Here is a 22,812-nt window from a genome sequence, read left to right as displayed (position 1 = left end):
CGAGAATCCTTTTGATCTTGGTCCGATCTCCTATATAGAGCCGCATCCCGCCCCGTTTTGACACCAGCCAGCGAGACCCGTCTCATGACAGCCTCAGCGCCGATCACCCAAGATGTTTTGACCCTCCCCCGCAAAGAGCCGGAAGGCGGCAAGATCAACCTTGTTGGTCTGACCCGTGACCGCATGCGCGCGGTATTGATCGAAAACGGCACCCCGGAGAAACAGGCCAAGATGCGCGTCGGGCAGATCTGGCAGTGGATCTACCAATGGGGGGTACGAGACTTTGCGGAGATGACAAATCTAGCCAAGGCCTACCGCGCTCAGCTGGAGGAAACATTCGAGATCCGCATCCCCGAGGTGGTCTCAAAACAAGTGTCGACCGATGGCACGCGCAAATATCTGGTGCGGATAAATGGCGGCCATGAGGTTGAGGTGGTCTATATCCCCGAGGACGACCGGGGCACCTTATGCATTTCCTCTCAGGTCGGCTGTACGCTCACCTGTTCGTTTTGCCACACCGGCACGCAAAAGCTGGTGCGCAACCTGACCCCGGCCGAAATCATCGGACAGGTGATGATGGCGCGGGATGACCTGGAAGAATGGCCCACCCCCGGCGCGCCAAAGGATGAAACCCGCCTACTGTCCAACATCGTTCTGATGGGCATGGGGGAGCCGCTTTATAATTTCGACAATGTGCGCGATGCGATGAAGATTGCGATGGACCCGGAGGGGATTTCCCTCTCGCGGCGTCGTATCACGCTCTCGACCTCTGGCGTGGTGCCCGAGATTGCGCGGACGGCTGAGGAAATCGGCTGTCTCCTTGCGATATCCTTTCATGCGACCACCAATGAGGTGCGCGATGTGCTGGTTCCGATCAACCGTCGCTGGAACATCGATGAATTGCTGCAGGCGCTTGCAGATTACCCGAAGGTCTCGAACTCTGAGCGGATCACCTTCGAATATGTGATGCTTGATGGGGTGAACGACTCTGATGAGGACGCACATCGTCTTCTGGATCATATCAAGCGCCACAACATTCCGGCCAAGATCAACCTCATTCCCTTTAATGAGTGGCCGGGGGCGCCCTATAAACGGTCGTCCAACAACCGCATCCGGGCGTTTGCAAATATCATCTATCAGGCTGGCTATGCCTCGCCGATCCGCAAGACCCGCGGCGATGATATCATGGCCGCCTGCGGTCAGCTCAAGTCTGCCACGGAGCGGGCCCGCAAGAGCCGCAAGCAAATCGAAGCCGAGGCCGGAGTGAACAACAGCTGACGCTGAACCGACAACAGAACCGATCTAAGGGCGCTGCGAGAAATCGTGGCGCCTTATTCTTTCCCTATTTTAGTAAAATTTGCGCCATCTGGGGCCGACAATCTCGGAATCAGAAACAGTACACGGAAACAATCTCCGGGCAGCAAACAAAGGTTGAGGGCAGAAAGATGATTGGACAGCAAGTCGGCAAGATGGATGATGGTATTCTCTCTCTGGTGCGAGAAGAACGGCGCAAGGCGCTTAGCCCTCGGGAATGGCAGTTTCGCCTGCGTGGCTATGGCTATGCGATCCGAAACGAGGGAGACACACAGGTGCTGACACGTCTGCCGCGTGGTGAGGCCGTCGGAGTGTTGCCCGCTGACATGAGTTAATCCTCCTAAATTCGGGTCTTTTGGTCATGCGCGGTCCCGACGTTCCCACAAACGTTTCCACCCCACCCACAAGGGAAAACGACATTTGACCATGGACCTCCGTCCTGTCGGGCGGACCCGCGCGCCGGGCCCAAGGGGCCCGACGCGCTACCGTTTAAAGCATGCCGAGGTAAGAAAACGATCTCTGCGCGGGTCCTAACGATCACGACCGGGCAGGTTTTGACGCGCAGGTACAGGGTTCCACGCCTCGATCGCTGCGATTGCCTCATCCGCGCTTTCCACGAACTTGAACAGATCAAGGTCCTGGTCTGAAATTGTTCCCGCGTCGGCCAGGGCCTCCCAATTGATGATCTTCTCCCAGAAACTGCGGCCAAACAGCAAGAATGGGACAGGTTCCATGCGCCCGGTCTGGATCAGCGTCAGGGCCTCAAACAGCTCATCAAGGGTGCCAAAGCCACCAGGGAAAACGCAAATCGCCTCAGCACGCATCAGGAAATGCATCTTGCGGATCGCAAAATAGTGGAAATTGAAACAGAGCTCCGGCGTGACGTATTCGTTGGGCGCCTGTTCGTGCGGCAACACGATATTGAGGCCAATCGACTCGCCGCCCGCATCCACGGCGCCCCGGTTTCCAGCTTCCATGACACCGGGACCGCCACCGGTCACGACGACATGACGCCGACCGCCACTTGCCTTGGATTTTTCGGTCATCTTCTGCGCGAACGTACGCGCTTCGTCGTAGAAATGACTAAGGTCGGCCAGGGTCTGTGTCCGCGCCTTGTCCTTGTCACGCGGGGCGGGGATGCGCGCCCCGCCAAACATCACGACCGTGCTCTCGACGCCTTTTTCGTCCAGCATCAGCTGCGGCTTCAGAAGCTCCAGCTGCAAGCGCACCGGACGCAGTTCTTCTCGGCACAGAAACCCTTCATCGGCAAAAGCAAGCTGGTAGACAGGCGACTGCGTTTGTGGCGTCACGGGAACATGTTCGGCGCGGTATCGATCAGCGCGGGCATCGGGAAAGCGGCTCTTACGGTCGTCACTCATATCAAATCTTGCCTATTCTTCAGTGCAGAAGGTTAGACCCTGTCATAGCCTGCGCACCCCTTTGCGGCCAGTGCTCAAATCGCACCATCAATCCCCTTGCCTCCCGCGTGCAATTCCCTAGGGTTCGCGCAAAAGACACAGTGACGAGGTACCACAATGGATTGGACATCCCAAATTTCCGGCGCGCGCGGGAGAATTGCCCAGCATGTGGTGAAAACGCCAACCGTCTCGGTTCAGAGCTTTGGCCTCGCATTTCCGGTCGAATTGAAGCTCGAGCATCTCCAGCATGCAGGCAGCTTTAAGGCGCGCGGTGCGTTTAACACGCTCCTGTCGACCCCTGTCCCCGAGGCAGGTCTGGTGGCGGCCTCCGGTGGCAATCATGGCGCGGCGGTGGCCTTTGCCGCTCGTGCTTTGGGTCACGACGCCAAGATCTATGTCCCCGAGATTGCAGGCCAGACCAAGATTGACCTGATCCGCTCAACCGGAGCGGAGCTTGAGGTCGTGCCCGGCGCCTATGCCAATGCACTCGAAGCAGCACAGGATTGGGAGCTACAAACGGGAGCCATGCAGATCCATGCCTATGACGCGCCCGCAACGGTCGCTGGACAGGGCACTTTGTTTGCTGAATGGGAGGAACAGGGGCTCGAGGCTGACACCATTTTGATCGCAGTGGGCGGCGGTGGTCTCATCGGAGGAGCGCTCGGCTGGTTTGAGGGCCGGCGCAAGGTGGTCGCAGTAGAACCTGCAACCTCTTGCGCGCTGAAAACCGCACTGATGAATGGCAAACCCACCAATGTTGACGTTGGCGGCATCGCTGCCAATGCCTTGGGGGCGCGCCGCATTGGGGACATCTGTTTTGACCTTGCGCATAACGCGCGCACGCCAAGCGTGATTGTCCCAGATGCTGCCATCGAGGCCGCACAACACGCGCTCTGGCGCGATCATCGTCTCCTGGTGGAGCCTGCAGGGGCAACTGCGCTTGCGGCTTTGATGTGCGGGGCCTATCTGCCGGCGCGTGATGAAAAGGTTGCCGTGCTCTTGTGTGGGGGCAACATTGACCCGGAACCGCTGACAGATCCCGCCACACAACTTGATGTCTCGTTCACCTAAGCGTCGGAAATCCTTGCGATGGGCGGCTTTGCCCCCTATCGAACGTTTATGAGCGAAACCGCAGTTGACAAGATTTTTCGCGCGCTGATGGAGCGGATCGTGACCGGCGATCTGCCCGCAGGAGAGAAACTGCGGCAAGACCACATTGCGCGCGACTACGACGTCAGCCACGTTCCCGTGCGCGAGGCCTTTTTGCGGTTGGAAGCCAAGGGACTGGCCAAATCCATACCACACAAAGGCATGCGCGTTACCGCTCTGGAGCCAACGGAAATCCGGGAAGTGATCGAGATGCGTGTGGCGCTGGAAGTTCTAGCGCTCACCCACGCGCTACCCCGACACGACGCCGACACATTGGCTCAGGTAGAGGCCGCGCGACAGGCCTGTGACGCCGCGCAGGATATGGTGCTTTGGGACCGCTGCAACAGGCAGTTTCACACCGCCCTGCTGCAGCCCTGCGAGATGCCACGCCTGCTATCGGCAATTGAAGATCTTCACATCACCGCTGCCAGGCACCTTTTCGTGCATTGGCGCGACCGCTGGACGTCGCGCATCGACAGCGACCACGACGCGCTGCTGGAAGCCGTCACCGCACAGGATCTGCCGCGCGCCTGTGACATTCTGCGGCGACACCTGCGCCGGGTGAGCTGAGCCAGCCCGTGGTGCACCCGATGCCGCTTCGCATGTGCCGAGGGGCGCGTTCGGGGCATGACGCTTGGGGCATTTGCGGCTATAAGCGCTCGAATCCAACACAAACCGGAGCCGGAACATATGTCCAACGCGCAGCTGGAAACCGCAATTGAGGCCGCCTGGGAGGCCCGTGACACCATCACACCTGCCACCAAAGGTGAAACCCGCGACGCCATCGAGGCAACCCTCGCCGCGCTCGATAGCGGAAAACTGCGCGTCGCAGAAAAGCAGGACAGCGGAGACTGGCACGTCAATCAATGGGCCAAAAAGGCCGTTCTGCTTGGTTTCCGCCTGAAGGACATGGAAGAGCAATCCGGTGGCCCGCAGGGCTCCGGCTGGTGGGACAAGGTCGACAGCAAGTTCAAAGGCTGGGGAGCCTCTGACTGGAAAACCGCAGGTTTCCGCGCGGTGCCGAACTGCGTTGTCCGCAAATCTGCCTACATCGCACCGGGCGTGGTCCTGATGCCCTCTTTTGTAAACCTCGGCGCCTATGTTGACGAAGGCACTATGGTCGACACTTGGGCCACGGTTGGGTCCTGCGCACAGATCGGCAAAGGCGTTCACCTCTCGGGTGGCGTCGGGATCGGCGGCGTTCTGGAGCCGATGCAGGCCGGCCCGACCATCATCGAGGACAATTGCTTTATCGGTGCGCGTTCCGAGGTGGTCGAAGGCGTGATCGTGCGCGAAGGTTCTGTGCTTGGCATGGGCGTGTTCATTGGCCAGTCCACCAAGATCGTCGACCGCGAAACCGGTGAAGTCATGTATGGCGAAGTGCCGCCCTATTCCGTTGTTGTTGCAGGCTCCATGCCTTCGAAAAACGGCATCAACCTCTACTGCGCGGTCATCGTGAAACGCGTGGACGAGAAAACCCGTTCCAAGACAGGCATCAACGAGCTTCTGCGCGATTGATCCTAGGCCTCAGCAGAGGCTGCACACATAAATGTGACAACAGGCGGCTTCGGCTGCCTGTTTTTTTATTTCTCAAATTATTGTTCCTGTGGAATATTCTTAAAGTTACGGTAGATTATTGAGTGGAGCGTCAATAACCGCCCGGCTGAAATAGGCTGAAGGAGGACAGTTCATGAGAGAGTCTTGGAAACCCACAGACTACCCCTCGCTATGCCCTTATCTCATCTGCCATGATCCGGAAGGTACGATCTCATTCCTGCAAACGGTATTTGAGGCGAATTTATTGCAACGCCTTGATCAGGAGGATGGGAGCTTGATGCATGCCGAAGTACGGATTGACGACAGCATCGTCATGATCGGCGGTCTTCCTGGCGCGGACGACAATGACGCGCACGTGCATCTGTATGTTCCCGATGTGCAGGAGGCTTTTGATCGCGCCATTGCGGCAGGTGGAAAGATCGTGCAGGAACCGCTGCGCAAGCGGAACGGCGATGGTGTTTTTGGCGGCGTAAAGGGACCGAGCGGCACAACCTGGTGGTTGGCCACTCAGACAGATCTGTAACCGCAGAAGCCTTGGGTCCCCCAAGGGAGGCGGGACATTCGCCCCGCCCATCCGGTCATTCCGAGCGCAGGATACCTGGCAGGTTCAATCCGTGCTCTTTGGCGCAGTCCTTCGCGATCTCATAGCCTGCATCTGCGTGACGCATTACGCCGGTCGCCGGGTCGTTCCACAGAACGCGCCCGATCCGGCGATCCGCATCCTCTGTGCCGTCACAGCAGATCACCACGCCAGAGTGCTGCGAAAACCCCATGCCAACACCGCCGCCATGATGCAGCGAAACCCATGTCGCGCCCGAGGCCGTGTTCAAAAGCGCATTGAGCAATGGCCAGTCAGAGACCGCATCCGATCCATCCATCATCGCTTCGGTTTCACGGTTGGGCGATGCCACGGAACCCGAGTCAAGATGATCTCGGCCAATCACGACCGGCGCCGACAATTCGCCGTTGCGCACCATTTCGTTGAAGGCAAGCCCCGCCTTGTGGCGATCTCCAAGGCCGATCCAGCAGATCCGCGCCGGTAGCCCCTGAAAGGCGATGCGGTCCTGCGCCATGTCGAGCCAGCGGTGCAGGCTCTCGTTCTCCGGGAATAGCTCTTTCATCTTGGCATCGGTCTTGCGGATATCCTCGGGATCCCCCGAGAGCGCACACCAACGGAAGGGACCGATCCCCTTGCAGAACAGCGGGCGAATGTAGGCTGGCACAAATCCGGGGAATGAGAACGCCGTCTCCAGCCCCTCTTCCAGCGCGACTTGACGGATGTTGTTGCCATAATCGACGGTGGGAATCCCCATCTCGTGGAAATCTACCATGGCCTTCACATGAGCCTTCATCGACGCCCGAGAGGCTTTCTCAACCGCCTTTTTGTCCGTTTCGCGCTTCTCTCTCCATTCGGCCATCGTCCAGCCTTGCGGCAGATAACCGTTGACCGGGTCATGCGCTGAGGTCTGATCCGTCACGATGTCGGGGCGCATGCCACCCGCCTTCGCACGCTCCACAAGCTCTGCAAACACATCCGCCGCATTGCCCAAAAGGCCAACGGATTTGGCCTCGCCCGCCTTGGTCCAACGCTCAATCATCTCCAGCGCTTCGTCCAGCGTTTCAGCCTTCTCATCAAGGTATTTGGTGCGCAGGCGGAAATCGATCGAGTCGGGATTGCACTCCACCGCAAGGCAGCAAGCACCAGCAAAAACCGCAGCCAAAGGCTGCGCCCCCCCCATCCCCCCAAGACCGCCGGTGAGGATCCATTTTCCGGTCAGGTCCCCGCCATAGTGCTGGCGGCCCGCCTCGGCAAAGGTCTCATAGGTGCCCTGCACGATGCCCTGGGTGCCGATGTAGATCCACGAACCAGCGGTCATCTGGCCGTACATCATCAGACCCTTCTTATCGAGCTCGTTGAAGTGATCCCAATTGGCCCAATGCGGCACGAGGTTGGAGTTGGCGATCAACACGCGCGGCGCGTCCTTGTGGGTCTGAAAGACGCCGACGGGTTTGCCGGACTGCACCATCAGGGTCTGATCTTCTTCAAGAGTCTTGAGGGTCTCGACGATGAGGTCGAAATCCTGCCACGTGCGTGCCGCCCGGCCAATCCCGCCATAAACCACGAGCTCATGCGGGTTTTCAGCCACATCGGGGTGCAGGTTGTTCATCAGCATCCGCATCGGAGCCTCCGTCAACCAGGACTTCGCAGTGATCTCGGTGCCAGTGGCAGGGAAAATGTCACGGGTATTCTTGCGGGGATCGCTCATGCGGGCCTCCATTCGGTCAGATCGGTGAGGATTTGGGTGAGATGTCCGCGCAACCGGTCGGCGCGGACGGGGTCATACCGCCAGGGCGGCTGCTCGTCGCAATAGGTGGCCTGCGCGAGCTCCATCTGGATGGCATGCCAACCCTGGTCGGGGCGACCGTAATGTCGCGTGGTCCAGCCCCCCTTGAAACGGCCATTCAAGACTGATGTGTAGCCTTCCGCGCGCTGACAACGCTGGAACACCATATCCTCGATGCTTGGCGCGCAGGTCGCGCCGAGATTGGTACCGACGTTAAAATCCGGCAGGCGACCCTCAAACAAGAAGGGAATATCGCCACGGATCGAGTGACAATCATAGAGAATGGCAAACCCGTGGAGTCCGGCCACGCGCTTCATCTCCGCCTCGAGTGCCGCGTGATAAGGCACGTGATAGGTCTCAAGACGGTGGGCCGTTTCGGCCGCATCGGGCTCTTGCTGCCAGATTGGATGACCATCAAAATCGGTGAGCGGCACCAGCGTCGTGGTGTTTTGTCCGGGATAAAGGCTCACGCCCTCGGGATCGCGGTTCACATCGATCACATATCGATGGATCGGCGTGCGTACGGTTGTCACGCCCTCCACCAGTCCGGCGTAGAGGTCGTGAATATGCCAATCCGTATCCGCGAGCGCTTGGCCGCGGTCATTCAAATGTTGTGCCACCTCGGCCGGAACATCGGTGCCCGTATGGGGCAGCCCCAGAACCAGCGGAGAAGACCCCTGCGTGACTTCGATCATGTGCTGACCTCCACGCCTGCGGCCTGCGCCACGCGGCCTGCCCGCACCATCGCGCTGGCGGTTTCGATTTCCGGCGCAAGATAGCGGTCCTCGCCAAGGCTCGGGATCTCGCCGCGCAGCATGTCGAGCAGGTTTTGCAAACGGCTAGAGGTCTTGAGCGGCGCGCGCGCCTCGACCCCCTGCGCCGCGCAAAGCATCTCGACCCCAAGGATCACCGACAGGTTTGCGTTCATTTTCGCCAGCCGCAACGCACCGTGCGCCGCCATAGAGACGTGGTCCTCTTGGTTGGCGGAGGTCGGTGTGGAATCCGTAACGCAGGGGTTGGCCAGATGTTTATTTTCGCTCATGAGCGCCGCAGTCGTGACTTCGGCAATCATGAATCCCGAGTTGAGGCCGGGGTTCGGCGTCAGGAACGGCGGCAGATCATGGCTCAGGGTAGGATCCACCATCAGCGCAACGCGGCGCTGCGCAATCGCGCCGATCTCAGCCACGGCAAGCGCGATCTGATCTGCCGCAAAGCCCACATATTCGGCATGGAAGTTGCCCCCGGAGACGATCTGCCCCGCCTCCACCAGCACCAGCGGATTGTCGGTGACCGCATTCGCCTCGATTTCAAGCGTGCGCGCCGCCATGCGCAGCACATCAAGCGCGGCGCCCACCACCTGAGGCTGGCAGCGGATGCAATAGGGATCCTGCACGCGGGTGTCGCCCTCACGGTGGCTCTCGCGAATTTCCGAGCCCGCCATGATGTCGCGCATCGTTGCCGCGACCTCCATCTGCCCAGCATGGCCGCGCAAGCTGTGAATATCCGCCACCAAAGGCGCGGTAGAGCCCATGATAGCGTCGGTTGTCAAAGACGCGATCGCCATGGAGGCCCGCGCCATCTCCAGGGCTTCGAACAACCCGGTAAGCGCGCAGGCGGTGGAAAACTGCGTGCCATTTATCAGGCCAAGCCCTTCTTTCGGGCCCAGCACAATCGGCTCCAACCCGGCACGCCTCAAGGCTTCGGCACCAGGCAGGCGCACGCCGTCGATTGTTGCCTCGCCTTCGCCGATCATGGCCGCAGTCATGTGGGCAAGCGGGGCAAGATCACCAGAGGCGCCAACGGACCCTTGCGACGGCACAACAGGTGTCACCCCGCGTGCCAGCATCTCTTGGATCTGCTCAATGACAGCCCAGCGCACCCCGGAGGCGCCCCGACCCAGCGACAACAGCTTCAGCACCATCATCAACCGGGTTTTGTCTTCGGCCAGCGGCTCGCCCACACCGCAAGAATGGCTCAGGATCAGGTTGCGCTGCAGGGTCGCAGTATCCTCCGGCGCGATCTTGGTCGACGCAAGTTTGCCAAAACCAGTGTTGATGCCATAAACGGGCACTTCACCCGCTGCGGCCTCTGCCACCATCGCGGCAGCGGCCTCGACACCTGCACGCGCGCTATCGGCCAGACGTGCAGGCGTGCCGTGACGCCAGATCCGTTCCAAAGTGTCGAGCGTCACGGCGCCCGGGATCATCTCGATCATGTACGAACCTCCATTTTGCCGCCCATGACACGCGCGTAGAGCGGGTTGAAACCAATGCGATAAGCCAGCTCTGCCGGGCGAGAGACATCCCAGACCGCCAGATCCGCACGAAGCCCGGGGGCGATGCGCCCACGATCCTGCATGCCCAGCGCGCGGGCGGCAGTACGGGTCACACCCGCAAGCGCCTCTTCCGGGGTCAGGCGAAACAATGTGCAGCCCATATTGAGCGTCAGCAGAAGCGACGTGAGCGGCGATGATCCGGGGTTGCAGTCTGTCGCCAGTGCCATCGGCACGCCATGCATGCGAAACTCTGCCACGGGCGGGACTTGCGTTTCGCGGATTGTGTAGAACGCGCCGGGCAACAGGACCGCAACGGACCCCGAAGCCGCCATTGCCCGTGCGTCCGCTTCTGTGGCGTATTCCACATGATCCACAGACAGTGCGCCGCGCTCTGCCGCCAATTTGGTGCCGCCCTGATGCGACAGCTGTTCGGCATGGAGCTTCACCGGCAAACCCAACTCTGCTGCCACGTCAAAAACCTTTGCGATCTGCGCCGCCGAAAAAGCGATCCCTTCACAAAAGCCATCTACCGCATCGACCAACCCCTCGGCATGCGCTGCGCGCAGCGTCGGCAGGCAGACCTCATCAAGATAGGCATCTGCCCGACCCGCATACTCTGCAGGGACTGCATGCGCGCCCAGAAAGGTGGTTTTGACCGTAACATCTCTGTGCTCAGCCAGACGACGCGCCGCGCGCAGCATATTGAGCTCGGTCTCGCGGTCGAGCCCGTAGCCGGATTTGACTTCTACCGTGCTCACCCCTTCCGCAATCAGTGCATCCAGCCGCGGCAAGGCCCCGGTCACAAGCGCATCCAGGCTTGCGGCACGCGTGGCCGTGACGGTCGACACAATCCCGCCGCCAGCCTTGGCCACCTCTTCATAGGTTGCCCCCTCGAGGCGCATCTCGAACTCGCCCGCACGGTCTCCGCCAAAAACGATGTGCGTGTGACAATCAATGAAGGCCGGCGTGACCAGACGTCCATTGAGGTCGGTGCTGGGGCAAGCTGCGTAGGTGTCCGGTAGCGCGCCCCGCGCGCCGCACCAGAGAATTTCATCCCCCTGAATGGCGATCGCCCCGTCTTCCACAAGCCCATAAGACCCCTCGGCCTCCATGGTCGCCAACCGAGCACCGCTCAACACGTATGTATCGCGCATTTCGTCCCCCAGAATCCTCTTGCCCCATTAACGGTATGCGCTTATTGTTGTTATGTCTATACATAAGAGGGCCAGATGCAGACAATTTTTGCCGCCACCGCGTGTTTGCCTGAGGGCTGGGCGAAGGATGTCCGCCTCACCATCAAGGACGGCCAAATCTCTCGGATCGAGACCGGCTCAGCGCCCGTGCCCGGCGACACGCGCGTCGATGTGCTCTTGCCAGCGCTTGCCAACCTGCATTCACATTCGTTCCAGCGCGCGATGGCGGGCCGCACCGAATTTCGGGGGGCCGGTCAAGACAGTTTTTGGACCTGGCGAGAGCTGATGTATCGCTTTCTCGACCATCTCACCCCCGATCAATACGAGGCCATTGCGGCACTTACATTCATGGAAATGATGGAGGCCGGGTATGCCTCTGTGGGTGAGTTCCACTATGTTCACCATCAGCCGGGCGGTACCGCCTACCAGAGCCTCAGCGAACTCAGTCAACGCGTGATGGCCGGCGCCCAGCAAACCGGCATCGGCCTCACCCATCTGCCGGTGCTCTACACCTACGGAGGCGCACAACAGCAACCCCTTGCCGGAGGCCAGATGCGCTTTGGAAATGATGTAGAGCGCTTCTCGCGTCTTGTCACCGAAGCCCGCGATGCGGCGCAAGAGCTTGGGGGCGACACGCGTGTCGGTATCGCGCCGCATTCCTTGCGCGCCACCAGCCCGGAGGACCTCGCCGCCGTATGGCCGCTCGCCGCGGATAACCCCATCCACATCCATATCGCCGAACAGCCCCGCGAAGTGGCCGAGATCAAGGTTTGGCTGGGCGCGCGCCCCGTAGAGTGGCTGCTTGGGAACGCCCCCGTAGACAATCAATGGTGCCTGATCCACGCCACCCACATGACCGAGACCGAAACCCGGCACATGGCCCATTCCGGCGCGGTTGCAGGGCTTTGCCCCATCACCGAGGCAAACCTCGGAGATGGCCCGTTTAACGGCGCGCACTATCTGCGCGAGGGAGGACGCTTTGGTGTGGGATCGGACTCAAATGTACGGATCTCCCTCGTTGAAGAGCTGCGCACGCTGGAATACTCCCAACGCCTTCGGGATCTCGCCCGCAACGTTCTGGTCCCGGCAGAGGGATCTGTCGGTGAAACCCTCTACCTTGGCGCGGCAAGAGGGGGTGCGCAGGCTTTGGGCCGCGATGCCGGTCGGCTCGAGATTGGCGCCCTTGCTGATCTGGTGGCGATTGATCGCGCACATCCTGCTCTTTTTGGGCTTCCAGAGCATCAAATCCTGGATGGGCTGTGTTTTGCAGCGGATGATCACAGCGTCACCGACGTCTGGGCCGCAGGGCGTCATATGGTACAAACTGGTCGTCACATCGCGCGAGACAGCATTCTTGCCAGCTATCGCAAGGCGATCACGTCTCTTTTGGCGGAACTCTAATCTCGAAATGAAGCACCGTGCCCTCGGCCTCCGCGTGGGCTGGTGCTTCTACCGCGGCCCCCTGCCCGGCGACAAAATTTTTTCCGCCGAGGGCCAGCGCGCCGTTGATCACAAAGACCAGATCGCCGCACTGCGCCCGGAAGGGCCCACTGCGCACCTCTGCTGTCGCAGCGAGGTGCCGAGGATCATAGATTAGATTGACCGCGCGACATGGCCCCTCAATAAATTGCGCATCAAACGCGATTCCACCGTCAAACTCCAAGGGCGCAAGCGGCAGGGCCTCCAGCGTTTCCTCAGTGCCCATCAGCCGCAGCCCCTGTCCCGATATGATGGTGTGAATGCGCCATTGGCCCGCAAAGGAAGAAAACGGGCCCTCGCGCGCAATCTCTGCGAGGCTCAAACGCCAGATCTGTCCGCCCACATCCTGACCTACTGCAAGCTCGTGGGTCGTTCCTCCGCCGTTTTTCCATGGCACGGGTCTGATCTCAGCAGCGTCAAAGCGCATGCGCTCTCCTTTACAACTGCATTTTAATGCAGACATAATATGATTTAGCCAGAGTTATTATTCAGCCCGGAGCCCTGAAGTGCAACAACAGAAGAAAACCAGCTTTCAGGACGTACGGGACGAAGTCATGCGCCGGATCGAAGCGCGCGTCTGGGACCAGGGGGCGCTCTTGCCAACAGAGGCAGATCTCGCCGAGGAATTTGGCTGCGCCCGTGCGACTGTCAACCGTGCGCTGCGTGAACTTGCAGATCGCGGTATCATCGACCGCAAGCGCAAGAGTGGCACCCGCGTCGCCACGCTGCCTGTCAAGCAGGCCAAGCTCGAGATCGCCACCACGCGGCGCCTCGTCGAAGAGCGCAACGCCACCTACCGCTATGCGCTTGTTTCACGCAGCCTGCAACCCGCTCCGGGCTGGCTCAGTTCCCAGATGGGCTTGGCCATCAATGCGCAGGTTCTCCACATGGAAGTGATGCATTATGCGGATGGCCAGCCCTTTCATTTTGAAGATCGCTGGATCAACATCGCGGCAGTGCCTGCAAGCGAAACTGCTGATTTCTCTGAAACCCCTCCGGGAGAATGGTTGCTGGCGGCGGTCCCGTTTTCCAATGCGGAGGTCAGCTTCTTTGCCAGCGCTGCGGATGCCAAGATTGCGGATTATATGGCCTGCCCACCGGGTACAGCCCTGTTCCAGATGGAGCGTTCCACCTGGTTTCAGGATCAACCCGTGACATTTGCCCGGATGAGCTTTCAGCCGGGCTACCGGATGCGGAGCCGTTACTGAACAGCCCCCAGCAACGCGCGGGTCTCATATGATTTGAGCGTCGGGCGTTTCATATTCTGATAGCTCTGCCAGCTGTCGCCCATCAGATCGAAGAACTCCGCCCGTGTCTCTGCATCCAGTCCACCGAGGCTCGCGGCGCCCGGATGATAGCTCTCACTCTCAAGCCCATTGCCACGAATGATTTCGTGCTGGTCGAACAGCAGGTGGAAATAGGTAACGCGCCGCCCGTCACTGCGACGCCGGATGGTGCTGTCATTCACCAGATGATGCGCCGGGATCAAAACTTCTTCTTGACCAAAGAGCATCTCGGCGGCGGCAGAGCACAATAGCACTCGATGGCTCGGCGAGAGTTCGATCTCCTGGTGCTGACCCAGAGTGTTTGCGGCAATCCGAACGGGCGCATCATTGCCCGACGCCGTACGAATGCTGCGCCCAATCCAGCGCAGTGGCTGAGCACCGTGGTCACGGGTCACGACAGTCATACCAATTTCTAACGCCTCGACCGGGCACGGACCTTCGGTTGTATCAATCAAGGTGCCTTCGACAAAGCAGGGCGTGGTGGTCAGATCGACAAAAGCAACGTCGGTATTTCCCTCATCATCGGCCACCGTGTAGGTGAATACGGACGTCTCATTCGTATCCACGTCGGGCTGGCCTGTGATCTCGAGGGTGCCGTCTTCGTTGAGGGTGATGATTTCGCCATTTGCCAACGTCACCGAACTGCCAGCCGTGACAGGCTGGTTGTTGATATGTGTGATCGTGAGCTGAGCGCCTGACCCTTGCGCATCATTCGCAAGCACGTCAACGGTCGTGGATGAGCCCTCCCAGACCAGCACCTGATCGTTTTCCGCAACCAACGCCGTCTGCACCGAGTCCCCGGCAATCAGCAGGTTGGAATCGTAAGCTGCATCTCCTGTATCGGCGATGGCAATCTTGATGTGGTTGGTTTCGCCTGGGTTGACCGGCGCTGTCAGCTTCAACGTGACGGTAAACCCGTCCATTTCAGTGTTGTAGAGATCACTGTCCGCGGGGTTGTCGACGTAGAGATCCGAATTGGACGTATCGTTGATGTTGTCGATGGCGATATTGCCATCGCCCACAACAAGTTCCGCCTCAACACCATTGACCCAGACCGATACCGCATCGTTGAAGCCTGAATTGACGTATTCGAGATACTCTTCGGAGGAAAAGACGAACTGCATCGTCAGCGTGGAGCCTTCGGGCACAAATTCGGCCTCAAAGACGGCGGCATCATAGGTCGTTCCACCTGCGATCGCATCCAGATCCGTATCGCCCGCGGTTCCGTGATTGGTGGATGTCCCGGCAGAGGTATTGGTATCCGTGCTGCCCGAGCTGTTGGTGAAATCCGTTGCGTTGCCAGTGGACAGGATAACGCCAGTGTCCGATGGGGTCACACCCGGCGCGATTGAATCACCGCCGCTGTAGATGCCGGACGCACCGTTAGCGCCGGTATAGGTCGCGGATTGAATCTCGATGCCATTGCCAAAAATGGCTTCCGCCATGTCCTCGGCAGAGGCGGTTGTATCAATCGGTAGTTCCTGAGCCGTCGGCATAACGCTCCCACCCGTAAATTAGAAAATCAAACCCCACGCGCAAATTCTGCGTGAGGCAGATTTGCCCCTCAATGTTGGTCAAATTGTGGCAAATTACTCGACGCATTGTAAACAAATTGGTTTGACCTTCCCCGGCCCTCCCGTCTACTTCAGTCGCATGACACAGAAGAAGCCCTCCCGCCAACAGGTCTATACCCTGATCGTTCAAATCGGTCGCAAAGAGGGGGATGGCCTGCCCAAAGACGCCACCGGCGCCGCCCTGATGGTTTACGCGTCCGGCGTGGATGAGGCAGAGGCCGTGCGTGAGACGGTTGCTATTCTGAAACAGGCCGACACCGCGCCGCTGGATGTCACCGGCTATGGCACGATCGCCGAGCGAGAGGCCGAAGGCCATGAGATTCCGCAAGAGGAGCGCGATCTGATGCAGCGAGCCCTCGACGAAAACGCGGTCATCGTGGCGCAGATGACCCCATTCTTTGGTGATGAATTGAGCGCGGTGGACGAAAACAGCGCTCCGCATTAATCCGCGCTTGCTCAGAAATCGCTGGCGTGGGTCAAAAGATCCAATCAGGGTCTAGAAACTCTGACCAAACCACTTTCGATAGAGCGTCTCGTAGGCGCCGTCTTCCTGCATCTTCAGCAAGGCACGATTGAACGGCTCCACCATCTCGGACCCCTGCGGGAAGATAATCCCGTAGTATTCCGTCAGGAACTTCCGCCCCATCACATGCCCGATCCCCGCACCGTCGGTTTTGACGTAGTGGTTGAGCACCGGCGCATCAAACACGACTATGCGCGTATCGCCGTCTTCAAAGTCCTCGAGCATCTTATCGAGCCCCGGAAACGCCACATAGTCGATTTCACGACGATCCAGAAATCCTGCCGCGGTCGAGCCCTGGATCGTGCCGACGCGCTTGCCGTAGAGGTCGTTCACCGAATTCACCGACCCGTTTATCGCCTCGACGGTCATGGCGGCGGTGATTTTGGCGACAAAGACCGACACCACGAACAATGATGAGAGAACCAGCAGAACACCAAAAACCCGCCCAAGCGCGCTGCGCGGCACCCGCTCTTCAAAACCACCGTTCACCACCAGATTGAGCGCCCACCAGAAAGATGGGAACCACGCATCTTTCAACGGGCGATCAAAATAGGGCTGCGCTCGGCGCTCAAACACCCACATAAGCATGCCGCCCACCAGCAAGAGCACAAATGCGATTGCGATGGCCGCGAAGAGATCCCACGACATCAGCGCCGAAATCAGGCTTGGCTCTGACACATCGTCCTGATGCAGCATGATCTGGAGGCCGCTTTCAAAGATGGGCTGACTGAAATCCATTACCGCTTCGCGCCCGGCCGTGATGGAGATGTTTGCCGCCGCCATATCGGCCTCGCCGCGTTCGACCTCTTCGAGCATCTGCGCAAAGTTATCGACCCGATTGATCTGGATGTCCCAATCGAGGCGTTGCGAGACCTCGCGGATCAAATCCATGGTAAAACCCGTCTCATGCTCTCCGACCGGCATTGAAAACGGCGGACGGGTAACCGTGTTGACCACCAGTTCCTGCGCGCGCAGCGGCAAGGCTGGAAGCGTCATCAACACTGTGACAAGACAAAACCAAATAGAGCGCAGGGTCATGGAGCGGTTCTCACTAGAAACGGTGAGACTGCTTAGAAGGGCTACGGGGATTTTTTCAAGTCCTCAGTGCTCAGGCGGTGCGATGTTCTGCAAGGATTGCGGCATCAAACGCGCGCACCACGGGGTAGCGCGGCTGTGCGTGTTCTGGCAGAGAGTTGCGATCTAGCCCTGCAAAGAGGCTGGCCCCAAGTGCGGAACGGTCGCGCCGAATGCGCCCCAGAAAAAGGCTCTCGACCCCGAGCCCCGCCACAACTGGCACCTCATGGCCGGGCAGGATCACCTGCGCATAGGTCGTGATCGGCCCCGCGAGCAAGACCCGACGGGCGGTGCGCGTGGCCGCAAGCATTTCTGCCGGCGCAAGCACAGCCTCACATCCAAAGAGATATTCAACCTCAGACCCGGTGAGCACCATGCGTTGGAAAGGCGCGACGGTAATATCCTGTGCCAGGCCGAAATATGGCGCCCGAAGCTGCACGGGACAAAAGCTGCCCACGGCTGGCACTTCACGTTCGATTTTATGCAAGACGGGGACCAAATCACCACTTGCGCAGCGCAGCAAGTCACCTCGACGCAGGTCCTTGATCGGTCGCGCCCCCGTTTCCGTTTCCACCGGTGTAAACGGCGAGAGGCCGGGCATCGGCCCCACCGGCTCCGGCTGATCAGAAAGTGCAATGTATTCGACGCCGGAGGCGATAAAGCAGTGCGGCCCTTCATCAATCAAAGCCTCAAGATCCGCAAGCCGCCAGGGGCGTGGGGCATGAATATCCGCGATTTCGGCCCGATCTCCATCAAGCCATTCGAGCGCAAGCTGGCCTTCAAACGCCGGAGCGTCCCAGTTGTAGGTCAGCCGCACCTGATCCGCACGCCCCCGCTTGGTCGGGTTCAGCGTTTGGTGAAACACCGCGCCATACTGCTCCAGCACCAGATTGATACCGCCCCCCGGCACCGCCGAGAGCTGAAATCGCAAAGGCCAGTCGCCTCCACGCTCAAACAGCACCAGGGGTTCGGGTTTGCGCAATTCCGGCAGGCTCACCTCCAGAACCAGCGCGCCCCGCGGCAACAGTGCATCGGCTTCGCGCAACAAGAGACAGCTGCGTTCTACCGACGGGGTGAGTCCAGCGGCGTCGAAATACTGCGCCTCTTTATGCCATAGACCGAGCCAGCTCATCTGCGCGCCTGCCCGGTCGCAACCGTCCGGAGCCCTGTGTTGCCTGCCATGTCGTACTCCACCGCCCGTAAGTGTTTTGCCCCGGGCGGCGCGTTCATCGGCCTTTTGGTGCCCGGGGCGTCCCTCAGTCTCAGTCCCGATGTTCCCGGTGCGGGACGTCGCGCGGCGCAGATGCCGAATACATGCGAAGGAGCTGGCCGGTGAACTCATGGTCCAACAGCCTCATCCTGATTGATGTGATCGTTCTGCTCGTCGCACGTCCGGACGATCTTGTCGCCGTCCCGTTACCATGCCTCGGTCTGCTATTGCTTTCTTCATAGCACGTCCACATGCCCCTGTCAGGAGCGCGATTGACGCCGGTCAAAAGCCTACGCATTTCGGCCACAGCGTCTGCAACCAAGTGATCGCAATTGCACCTCTGCGCCAATTCGCGCTAGGTCATCAGCGATGATTTCTGGAGGACGCCCCATGACCACAACAGACCCCGTTCAGCTCACCGCAGATCTTGTGCGTTGTCCTTCGGTCACGCCAACCGAAGGTGGTGCGCTGGTCCTTTTGGAGCGCCTTCTGACGGACGCGGGTTTTAGCTGCACCCGGGTTGACCGGGGTGAGGTCTGCAATCTCTTTGCCCGCTGGGGCGACAAGGCGCATGCGCGTACCTTTGGGTTCAATGGCCACACTGATGTGGTGCCCATCGGGGACGAAGCGGCCTGGACTCACGATCCCTTTGGCGCCGAGATTGTCGAAGGCGTCATGTATGGCCGTGGGACAACCGACATGAAGTCCGGTGTTGCTGCCTTTGCGGCGGCAGCCATAGACTTTGTTCAGGACACACCACCCGATGGCGCAGTGGTGCTGACCATCACAGGTGATGAGGAAGGCGACGCTGTGGATGGAACCACGGCATTGCTGGACTACATGGACGCAGCGGGCGAGAAGATGTCCGTTTGCCTCGTGGGAGAGCCCACGTGCCCCAATCATATGGGTGAGATGATCAAGATCGGTCGTCGCGGCTCGATGACCGCGTGGTTCACTGTGACCGGCGTGCAGGGACATTCGGCCTATCCGCACCGTGCGAACAACCCGATGAACGGGCTCGCGCGCCTGATGGACCGACTCGGCAGCCATCAACTGGATGAGGGCTCAGAGCACTTCGACGCCTCCACATTGGCAATTGTCACCATCGACACCGGCAACCCGGCAACCAATGTGATCCCGGCGCAGGGCCGTGCCGCGGTGAACATCCGCTTCAATGATCTGCACTCGGGGGCGTCGCTTACAGATTGGCTACAAGGCGAAGCGGACAAAGTGGCCGAAGAGTTTGGTCTTAAGGTCGATATGAAGGTTCAGATCTCGGGTGAAAGTTTCATCACCCCGCCGGGCGATCTGTCGGATCTGGTCTCTCGGGCCGTGCAGACCGAAACCAACCAAGTACCGGAACTTTCCACCACCGGGGGCACCTCAGACGCGCGATTTGTGAAGTCCCATTGTCCGGTTGTGGAATTTGGACTCGTCGGCAAGACCATGCACCAGGTGGATGAGAACGTGGATGTGGCCCATATCCACCAACTGAAATCCATCTACTCCCGCATCCTGAAGGACTATTTTTCATGAGCCTCTCGATTGATGTGACCCGAGACCTCGACACCTGCCTGCAGCTCAGATTTGAGGTCTTTGTCGATGAACAGGGTGTCCCTGTCGAAGAAGAGCGCGACGCGCTGGACGACACCGCCACGCATCTCTTGGCCCTGCAAGACGGTGCGCCGGTGGGAACCGCACGCGTGGTGTTTCAGGACGATATCGCCAAGATCGGGCGCGTCTGCGTTGTGAAGTCTGCGCGAGGAACAGGACTTGGCGCCAAACTGATCGAAGCCTGCGTCGCGGCTGCACAGGAACGGGAAGGGATCACAAAAGCCAAGCTCGGCGCGCAGACGCATGCCATCGGCTTTTATGAAAAGCTCGGTTTTGAGGCCTTCGGTCCTGTGTATCTGGATGCAGGGATCGATCACCGTGACATGATGAAACCGCTCTGAGGCGCGCCAACCTCAGGGAAGCTCTGCGGCCCTCGGGCGCGGTGCTCCGCTTTGACCTGTGCTGGGCGACTCTTTTCAGCATGACGTTGCCTGCGCGCCATGCTACGGCAGATCTATGGCGCGTATACCCACAAAGGCCGAGATTCTGGAATGGATCTCCGCCCACCCGACTCAGACTTCTAAACGTGACATTGCCAAAGCCTTTGGCATCAAGGGCGCAGAGCGGATCGATCTCAAGCGCGTCTTGAAGGAGCTGGAGGCAGAAGGGCATCTCGAAAAGCGCAAACGCAGCTACACCGATCCGGACCGTTTGCCGCCGGTCTCAGTCTTGCTGGTCAAAGCGCCCGATGAAAATGGCGATCTCTTTGCGCAGCCACTTGAATGGCATGGCGAAGGGATTGAACCAATCGTAATGGTGATCCCGCGTGCCTCGGACCCGGCGCTTGGAGAAGGCGACCGGATCCTGGCGCGCCTCACGGTGGTGCAGGAAGAAGACCACAATTACGAGGCCCGGCTGATCCGGCGCATCGGGACCAATCCCAAACGCATTCTCGGGATCTTTCGTCAAGGCTCGGAAGGTGGGCGGATTGTGCCCATCGACAAGGCCAGCTCGAACGAATGGCAGGTGCCCGAGGCCAATGTACACGGCGCTAAAGATGGCGAGTTGGTCGAAGCCGAGCTTGCGGGTCCAAAGGCGAGAATGGGCCTGCCCAAAGCCCGGATCGTTGAACGTCTGGGCGACCCCTCGGCACCCAAGGCAGTATCGCTGATCGCAATCCATCAGCACGGCATACCAGATCACTTTCCAGATGCGGTGATCGCAGAAGCCGACAGCGCCAAACCTATGGGGCTCAAGGGACGTGAAGACCTGCGGGATCTGCCGCTCATTACCATCGACCCAGCCGATGCCCGCGATCATGATGATGCGTGCTTTGCCCATGCCGATGAGGATCCCAAGAACCCCGGAGGCCATGTCATCTGGGTCGCAATCGCCGATGTTGCCGCCTATGTGACACCCGGCTCAGCATTGGATCGCGAGGCGCGAAAACGGGGCAACTCCAGCTATTTCCCGGACCGGGTGGTGCCTATGCTCCCGGATCGTCTTTCGGGGGATCTGTGCTCGTTGCACGAAGGTGTGCCCCGCCCCTGTCTGGCCGTTCGCCTGCAGATCGACGCAGAGGGACACAAGATAGGCCACCGTTTTGTACGCGGTCTGATGAAATCGCAGGCTTCACTACACTATGGCGAAGTGCAGGAGGCCATGGATGGTAAGATCACTGAGCGCACGGAACCGTTTCTCGAAGACGTGATCAAACCGCTCTATGCAGCCTATGAAGCCCTCAAGGCCGCCCGCGCCGCGCGTCAGCCGCTTGATCTCGACCTTCCCGAACGCAAAATCGTCCTCGATGACAAGGGCAAGGTCGCCTCCGTCAATTTCCGCGATCGCTTGGATGCTCATCGCCTGATCGAAGAGTTCATGGTGCTTGCAAATGTCGCAGCCGCTGAAACACTGATTAAGAAGCGCCAGCCGCTTTTGTTCCGGGTCCATGAGGAACCCAGCCAGGACAAGCTTGATGCTTTGCGTGACACTGCGCAGGCCGCTGGTCTCAACCTTGCAAAAGGGCAAGTGCTGCAGACCCGACACCTGAACGCCTTGCTGAATGCGGCGGCAGGCACGGATGATGCGGAGCTCATCAATATCTCCACGCTGCGCTCCATGCAGCAGGCCTATTACTATCCAGAGAACTTTGGGCACTTTGGTCTGGCACTGCGCAACTACGCGCATTTCACCTCGCCCATCCGGCGCTATGCGGACCTGATCGTACACCGCGCCCTGATTACGGCTCATGGCTGGGGCAAGGACGGTCTCTCGGCGGACGAGATCGAGAGACTGGAGGATACAGCAACGCATATCTCGGCGACAGAGCGGCGCTCCATGCTGGCCGAGCGCGACACCACGGACCGCTATCTGGCCTCCTACCTCGCAGAGCGTGTGGGCAATGAGTTCTCCGGCCGGATCTCTGGGATCGCCCGTTTCGGGGCTTTTGTGAAACTGGATGAAACCGGCGCCGATGGGTTGGTGCCCGTTCGCTCGATCGGGCAGGAGTATTTCCATTTTGATGCACAGGCCGGCACCTTGATGGGATCGGATACCGGTCTGTTGATCACCATTGGCCAACGCGTGACCGTGCGCCTCACAGAGGCCGCGCCAGTCACCGGCGGGCTCGAATTGGAACTACTGGCGCTTGAAGGCGCAGACCTGCCAAAAGGCCGTGGTGGAAGCCGCAAAGGCGGCCGCCGCCGCAGCCCGGCGGGACGCACCATGACCCGGAGCAAGGCCGCAAAATCAAAGACCAAAGCAGACAAGATCAAACGAAAAGTAACGCGCAAGCGGAAGTAACTTCGCCACACGTGCAGAGCTTAGAGGGTTTTGCGCTCCGCTTTGCGGATCGCCCGGGG

At 59.7% G+C, this 22,812-nt stretch carries 21 protein-coding genes; 12 read left to right on the top strand and 9 right to left on the bottom strand.

Annotation, left to right across the window (positions count from 1 at the left end):
• Positions 1-84 precede the first annotated feature (84 nt).
• Together rlmN and ACZ1HH_RS14365 are read left to right on the top strand one after the other, a co-directional pair.
• Positions 85-1,278, top strand: coding sequence for a dual-specificity RNA methyltransferase RlmN (rlmN, locus tag ACZ1HH_RS14370; protein ID WP_011540324.1), 1,194 nt, complete (start codon positions 85-87; stop codon positions 1,276-1,278).
• Between the two features lie 167 nt (positions 1,279-1,445).
• The gene (locus tag ACZ1HH_RS14365) at positions 1,446-1,649 is read left to right on the top strand and encodes a hypothetical protein (protein WP_011540323.1); all 204 of its coding nucleotides are present in this window, start codon (positions 1,446-1,448) and stop codon (positions 1,647-1,649) included.
• A 195-nt stretch (positions 1,650-1,844) separates the two neighbouring features.
• On the opposite strand, the gene ACZ1HH_RS14360 is transcribed toward ACZ1HH_RS14365, so the two are convergent.
• The gene (locus ACZ1HH_RS14360) at positions 1,845-2,693 is read right to left on the bottom strand and encodes an LOG family protein (RefSeq protein WP_011540322.1); all 849 of its coding nucleotides are present in this window, start codon (positions 2,691-2,693) and stop codon (positions 1,845-1,847) included.
• Between the two features lie 156 nt (positions 2,694-2,849).
• Here ACZ1HH_RS14360 and ACZ1HH_RS14355 point away from each other — a divergent pair, with 156 nt between their 5' ends.
• The 4 genes from ACZ1HH_RS14355 (at position 2,850) to ACZ1HH_RS14340 (ending at position 5,961) form a co-directional block, all read left to right on the top strand.
• Positions 2,850-3,803 (top strand): threonine/serine dehydratase, encoded by a 954-nt coding sequence (locus ACZ1HH_RS14355; RefSeq protein ID WP_472636961.1) that lies wholly within the window; start codon positions 2,850-2,852, stop codon positions 3,801-3,803.
• 48 nt (positions 3,804-3,851) lie between these two features.
• On the top strand, positions 3,852-4,451 hold the full coding sequence (locus ACZ1HH_RS14350) for a GntR family transcriptional regulator (protein ID WP_193339800.1): 600 nt from the start codon (positions 3,852-3,854) through the stop codon (positions 4,449-4,451).
• Between the two features lie 120 nt (positions 4,452-4,571).
• The gene (gene dapD, locus ACZ1HH_RS14345) at positions 4,572-5,399 is read left to right on the top strand and encodes a 2,3,4,5-tetrahydropyridine-2,6-dicarboxylate N-succinyltransferase (RefSeq protein WP_472636960.1); all 828 of its coding nucleotides are present in this window, start codon (positions 4,572-4,574) and stop codon (positions 5,397-5,399) included.
• Between the two features lie 172 nt (positions 5,400-5,571).
• Entirely contained in the window at positions 5,572-5,961 is a 390-nt protein-coding gene (locus ACZ1HH_RS14340; RefSeq protein WP_011540318.1) for a VOC family protein, read from the top strand.
• Positions 5,962-6,016: 55 nt separating this feature from the next.
• On the opposite strand, the gene hutU is transcribed toward ACZ1HH_RS14340, so the two are convergent.
• The 4 genes from hutU to hutI are packed head-to-tail and all read right to left on the bottom strand — an operon-like array spanning position 6,017 to position 11,212.
• Complete coding sequence (hutU, locus tag ACZ1HH_RS14335; RefSeq protein WP_011540317.1) at positions 6,017-7,705, bottom strand: urocanate hydratase; 1,689 nt, start codon at positions 7,703-7,705, stop codon at positions 6,017-6,019.
• Positions 7,702-8,478, bottom strand: coding sequence for an N-formylglutamate deformylase (gene hutG, locus ACZ1HH_RS14330; protein WP_011540316.1), 777 nt, complete (start codon positions 8,476-8,478; stop codon positions 7,702-7,704). The genes hutU and hutG overlap by 4 nt, the downstream gene beginning before the upstream one ends.
• On the bottom strand, positions 8,475-9,998 hold the full coding sequence (gene hutH / locus ACZ1HH_RS14325; protein WP_011540315.1) for a histidine ammonia-lyase: 1,524 nt from the start codon (positions 9,996-9,998) through the stop codon (positions 8,475-8,477). Before hutH ends, hutG begins: the two co-directional genes overlap by 4 nt.
• A complete protein-coding gene (gene hutI, locus ACZ1HH_RS14320) occupies positions 9,995-11,212 on the bottom strand; it encodes an imidazolonepropionase (protein WP_472636959.1) in 1,218 nt (405 codons plus the stop codon). Before hutI ends, hutH begins: the two co-directional genes overlap by 4 nt.
• 75 nt (positions 11,213-11,287) lie before the next feature.
• Between hutI and ACZ1HH_RS14315 the strand changes: the two genes are divergently transcribed.
• The gene (locus ACZ1HH_RS14315; protein ID WP_487320321.1) at positions 11,288-12,652 is read left to right on the top strand and encodes a formimidoylglutamate deiminase; all 1,365 of its coding nucleotides are present in this window, start codon (positions 11,288-11,290) and stop codon (positions 12,650-12,652) included.
• Here ACZ1HH_RS14315 and ACZ1HH_RS14310 read toward each other — a convergent pair.
• On the bottom strand, positions 12,627-13,157 hold the full coding sequence (locus tag ACZ1HH_RS14310) for a HutD/Ves family protein (RefSeq protein WP_472636958.1): 531 nt from the start codon (positions 13,155-13,157) through the stop codon (positions 12,627-12,629). The two genes, ACZ1HH_RS14315 and ACZ1HH_RS14310, sit on opposite strands and share 26 nt — an antisense overlap.
• 79 nt (positions 13,158-13,236) lie before the next feature.
• On the opposite strand from ACZ1HH_RS14310, the gene hutC reads away from it, so the two are divergent.
• Positions 13,237-13,938: a histidine utilization transcriptional repressor HutC gene (hutC, locus tag ACZ1HH_RS14305; protein WP_044026967.1), complete on the top strand. Its 702-nt coding sequence runs from the start codon at positions 13,237-13,239 to the stop codon at positions 13,936-13,938.
• On the opposite strand, the gene ACZ1HH_RS14300 is transcribed toward hutC, so the two are convergent.
• Complete coding sequence (locus ACZ1HH_RS14300) at positions 13,932-15,512, bottom strand: choice-of-anchor L domain-containing protein (RefSeq protein WP_472636957.1); 1,581 nt, start codon at positions 15,510-15,512, stop codon at positions 13,932-13,934. The genes hutC and ACZ1HH_RS14300 overlap by 7 nt on opposite strands.
• A gap of 157 nt (positions 15,513-15,669) precedes the next feature.
• On the opposite strand from ACZ1HH_RS14300, the gene ACZ1HH_RS14295 reads away from it, so the two are divergent.
• Positions 15,670-16,035, top strand: a complete 366-nt coding sequence (locus ACZ1HH_RS14295; RefSeq protein WP_011540309.1) for a hypothetical protein — start codon at positions 15,670-15,672, stop codon at positions 16,033-16,035.
• Positions 16,036-16,086: 51 nt separating this feature from the next.
• Here the strand turns inward: ACZ1HH_RS14295 and ACZ1HH_RS14290 are convergent, their stop codons facing one another.
• Together ACZ1HH_RS14290 and ACZ1HH_RS14285 are read right to left on the bottom strand one after the other, a co-directional pair.
• On the bottom strand, positions 16,087-17,151 hold the full coding sequence (locus tag ACZ1HH_RS14290; RefSeq protein WP_472636956.1) for a transporter substrate-binding domain-containing protein: 1,065 nt from the start codon (positions 17,149-17,151) through the stop codon (positions 16,087-16,089).
• 70 nt (positions 17,152-17,221) lie between these two features.
• Complete coding sequence (locus ACZ1HH_RS14285; protein WP_487320320.1) at positions 17,222-18,319, bottom strand: Hint domain-containing protein; 1,098 nt, start codon at positions 18,317-18,319, stop codon at positions 17,222-17,224.
• A gap of 468 nt (positions 18,320-18,787) precedes the next feature.
• On the opposite strand from ACZ1HH_RS14285, the gene dapE reads away from it, so the two are divergent.
• From dapE to rnr, 3 genes are all read left to right on the top strand, one after another.
• Positions 18,788-19,933 carry a succinyl-diaminopimelate desuccinylase gene (gene dapE, locus ACZ1HH_RS14280; protein ID WP_472636953.1) on the top strand — a complete coding sequence of 382 codons (1,146 nt, stop codon included), beginning with the start codon at positions 18,788-18,790 and terminating at the stop codon, positions 19,931-19,933.
• Positions 19,930-20,352: a GNAT family N-acetyltransferase gene (locus ACZ1HH_RS14275; RefSeq protein WP_472636952.1), complete on the top strand. Its 423-nt coding sequence runs from the start codon at positions 19,930-19,932 to the stop codon at positions 20,350-20,352. Before dapE ends, ACZ1HH_RS14275 begins: the two co-directional genes overlap by 4 nt.
• A gap of 115 nt (positions 20,353-20,467) precedes the next feature.
• A complete protein-coding gene (gene rnr, locus ACZ1HH_RS14270; RefSeq protein WP_472636951.1) occupies positions 20,468-22,753 on the top strand; it encodes a ribonuclease R in 2,286 nt (761 codons plus the stop codon).
• Positions 22,754-22,812: the final 59 nt, after the last annotated feature.

Source organism: Epibacterium sp. HA2-3 (assembly GCF_055693725.2).
The sequence above is the reverse complement of the archived record's forward strand: the minus strand, read 5'-3'. Positions and strand labels throughout refer to the sequence as shown.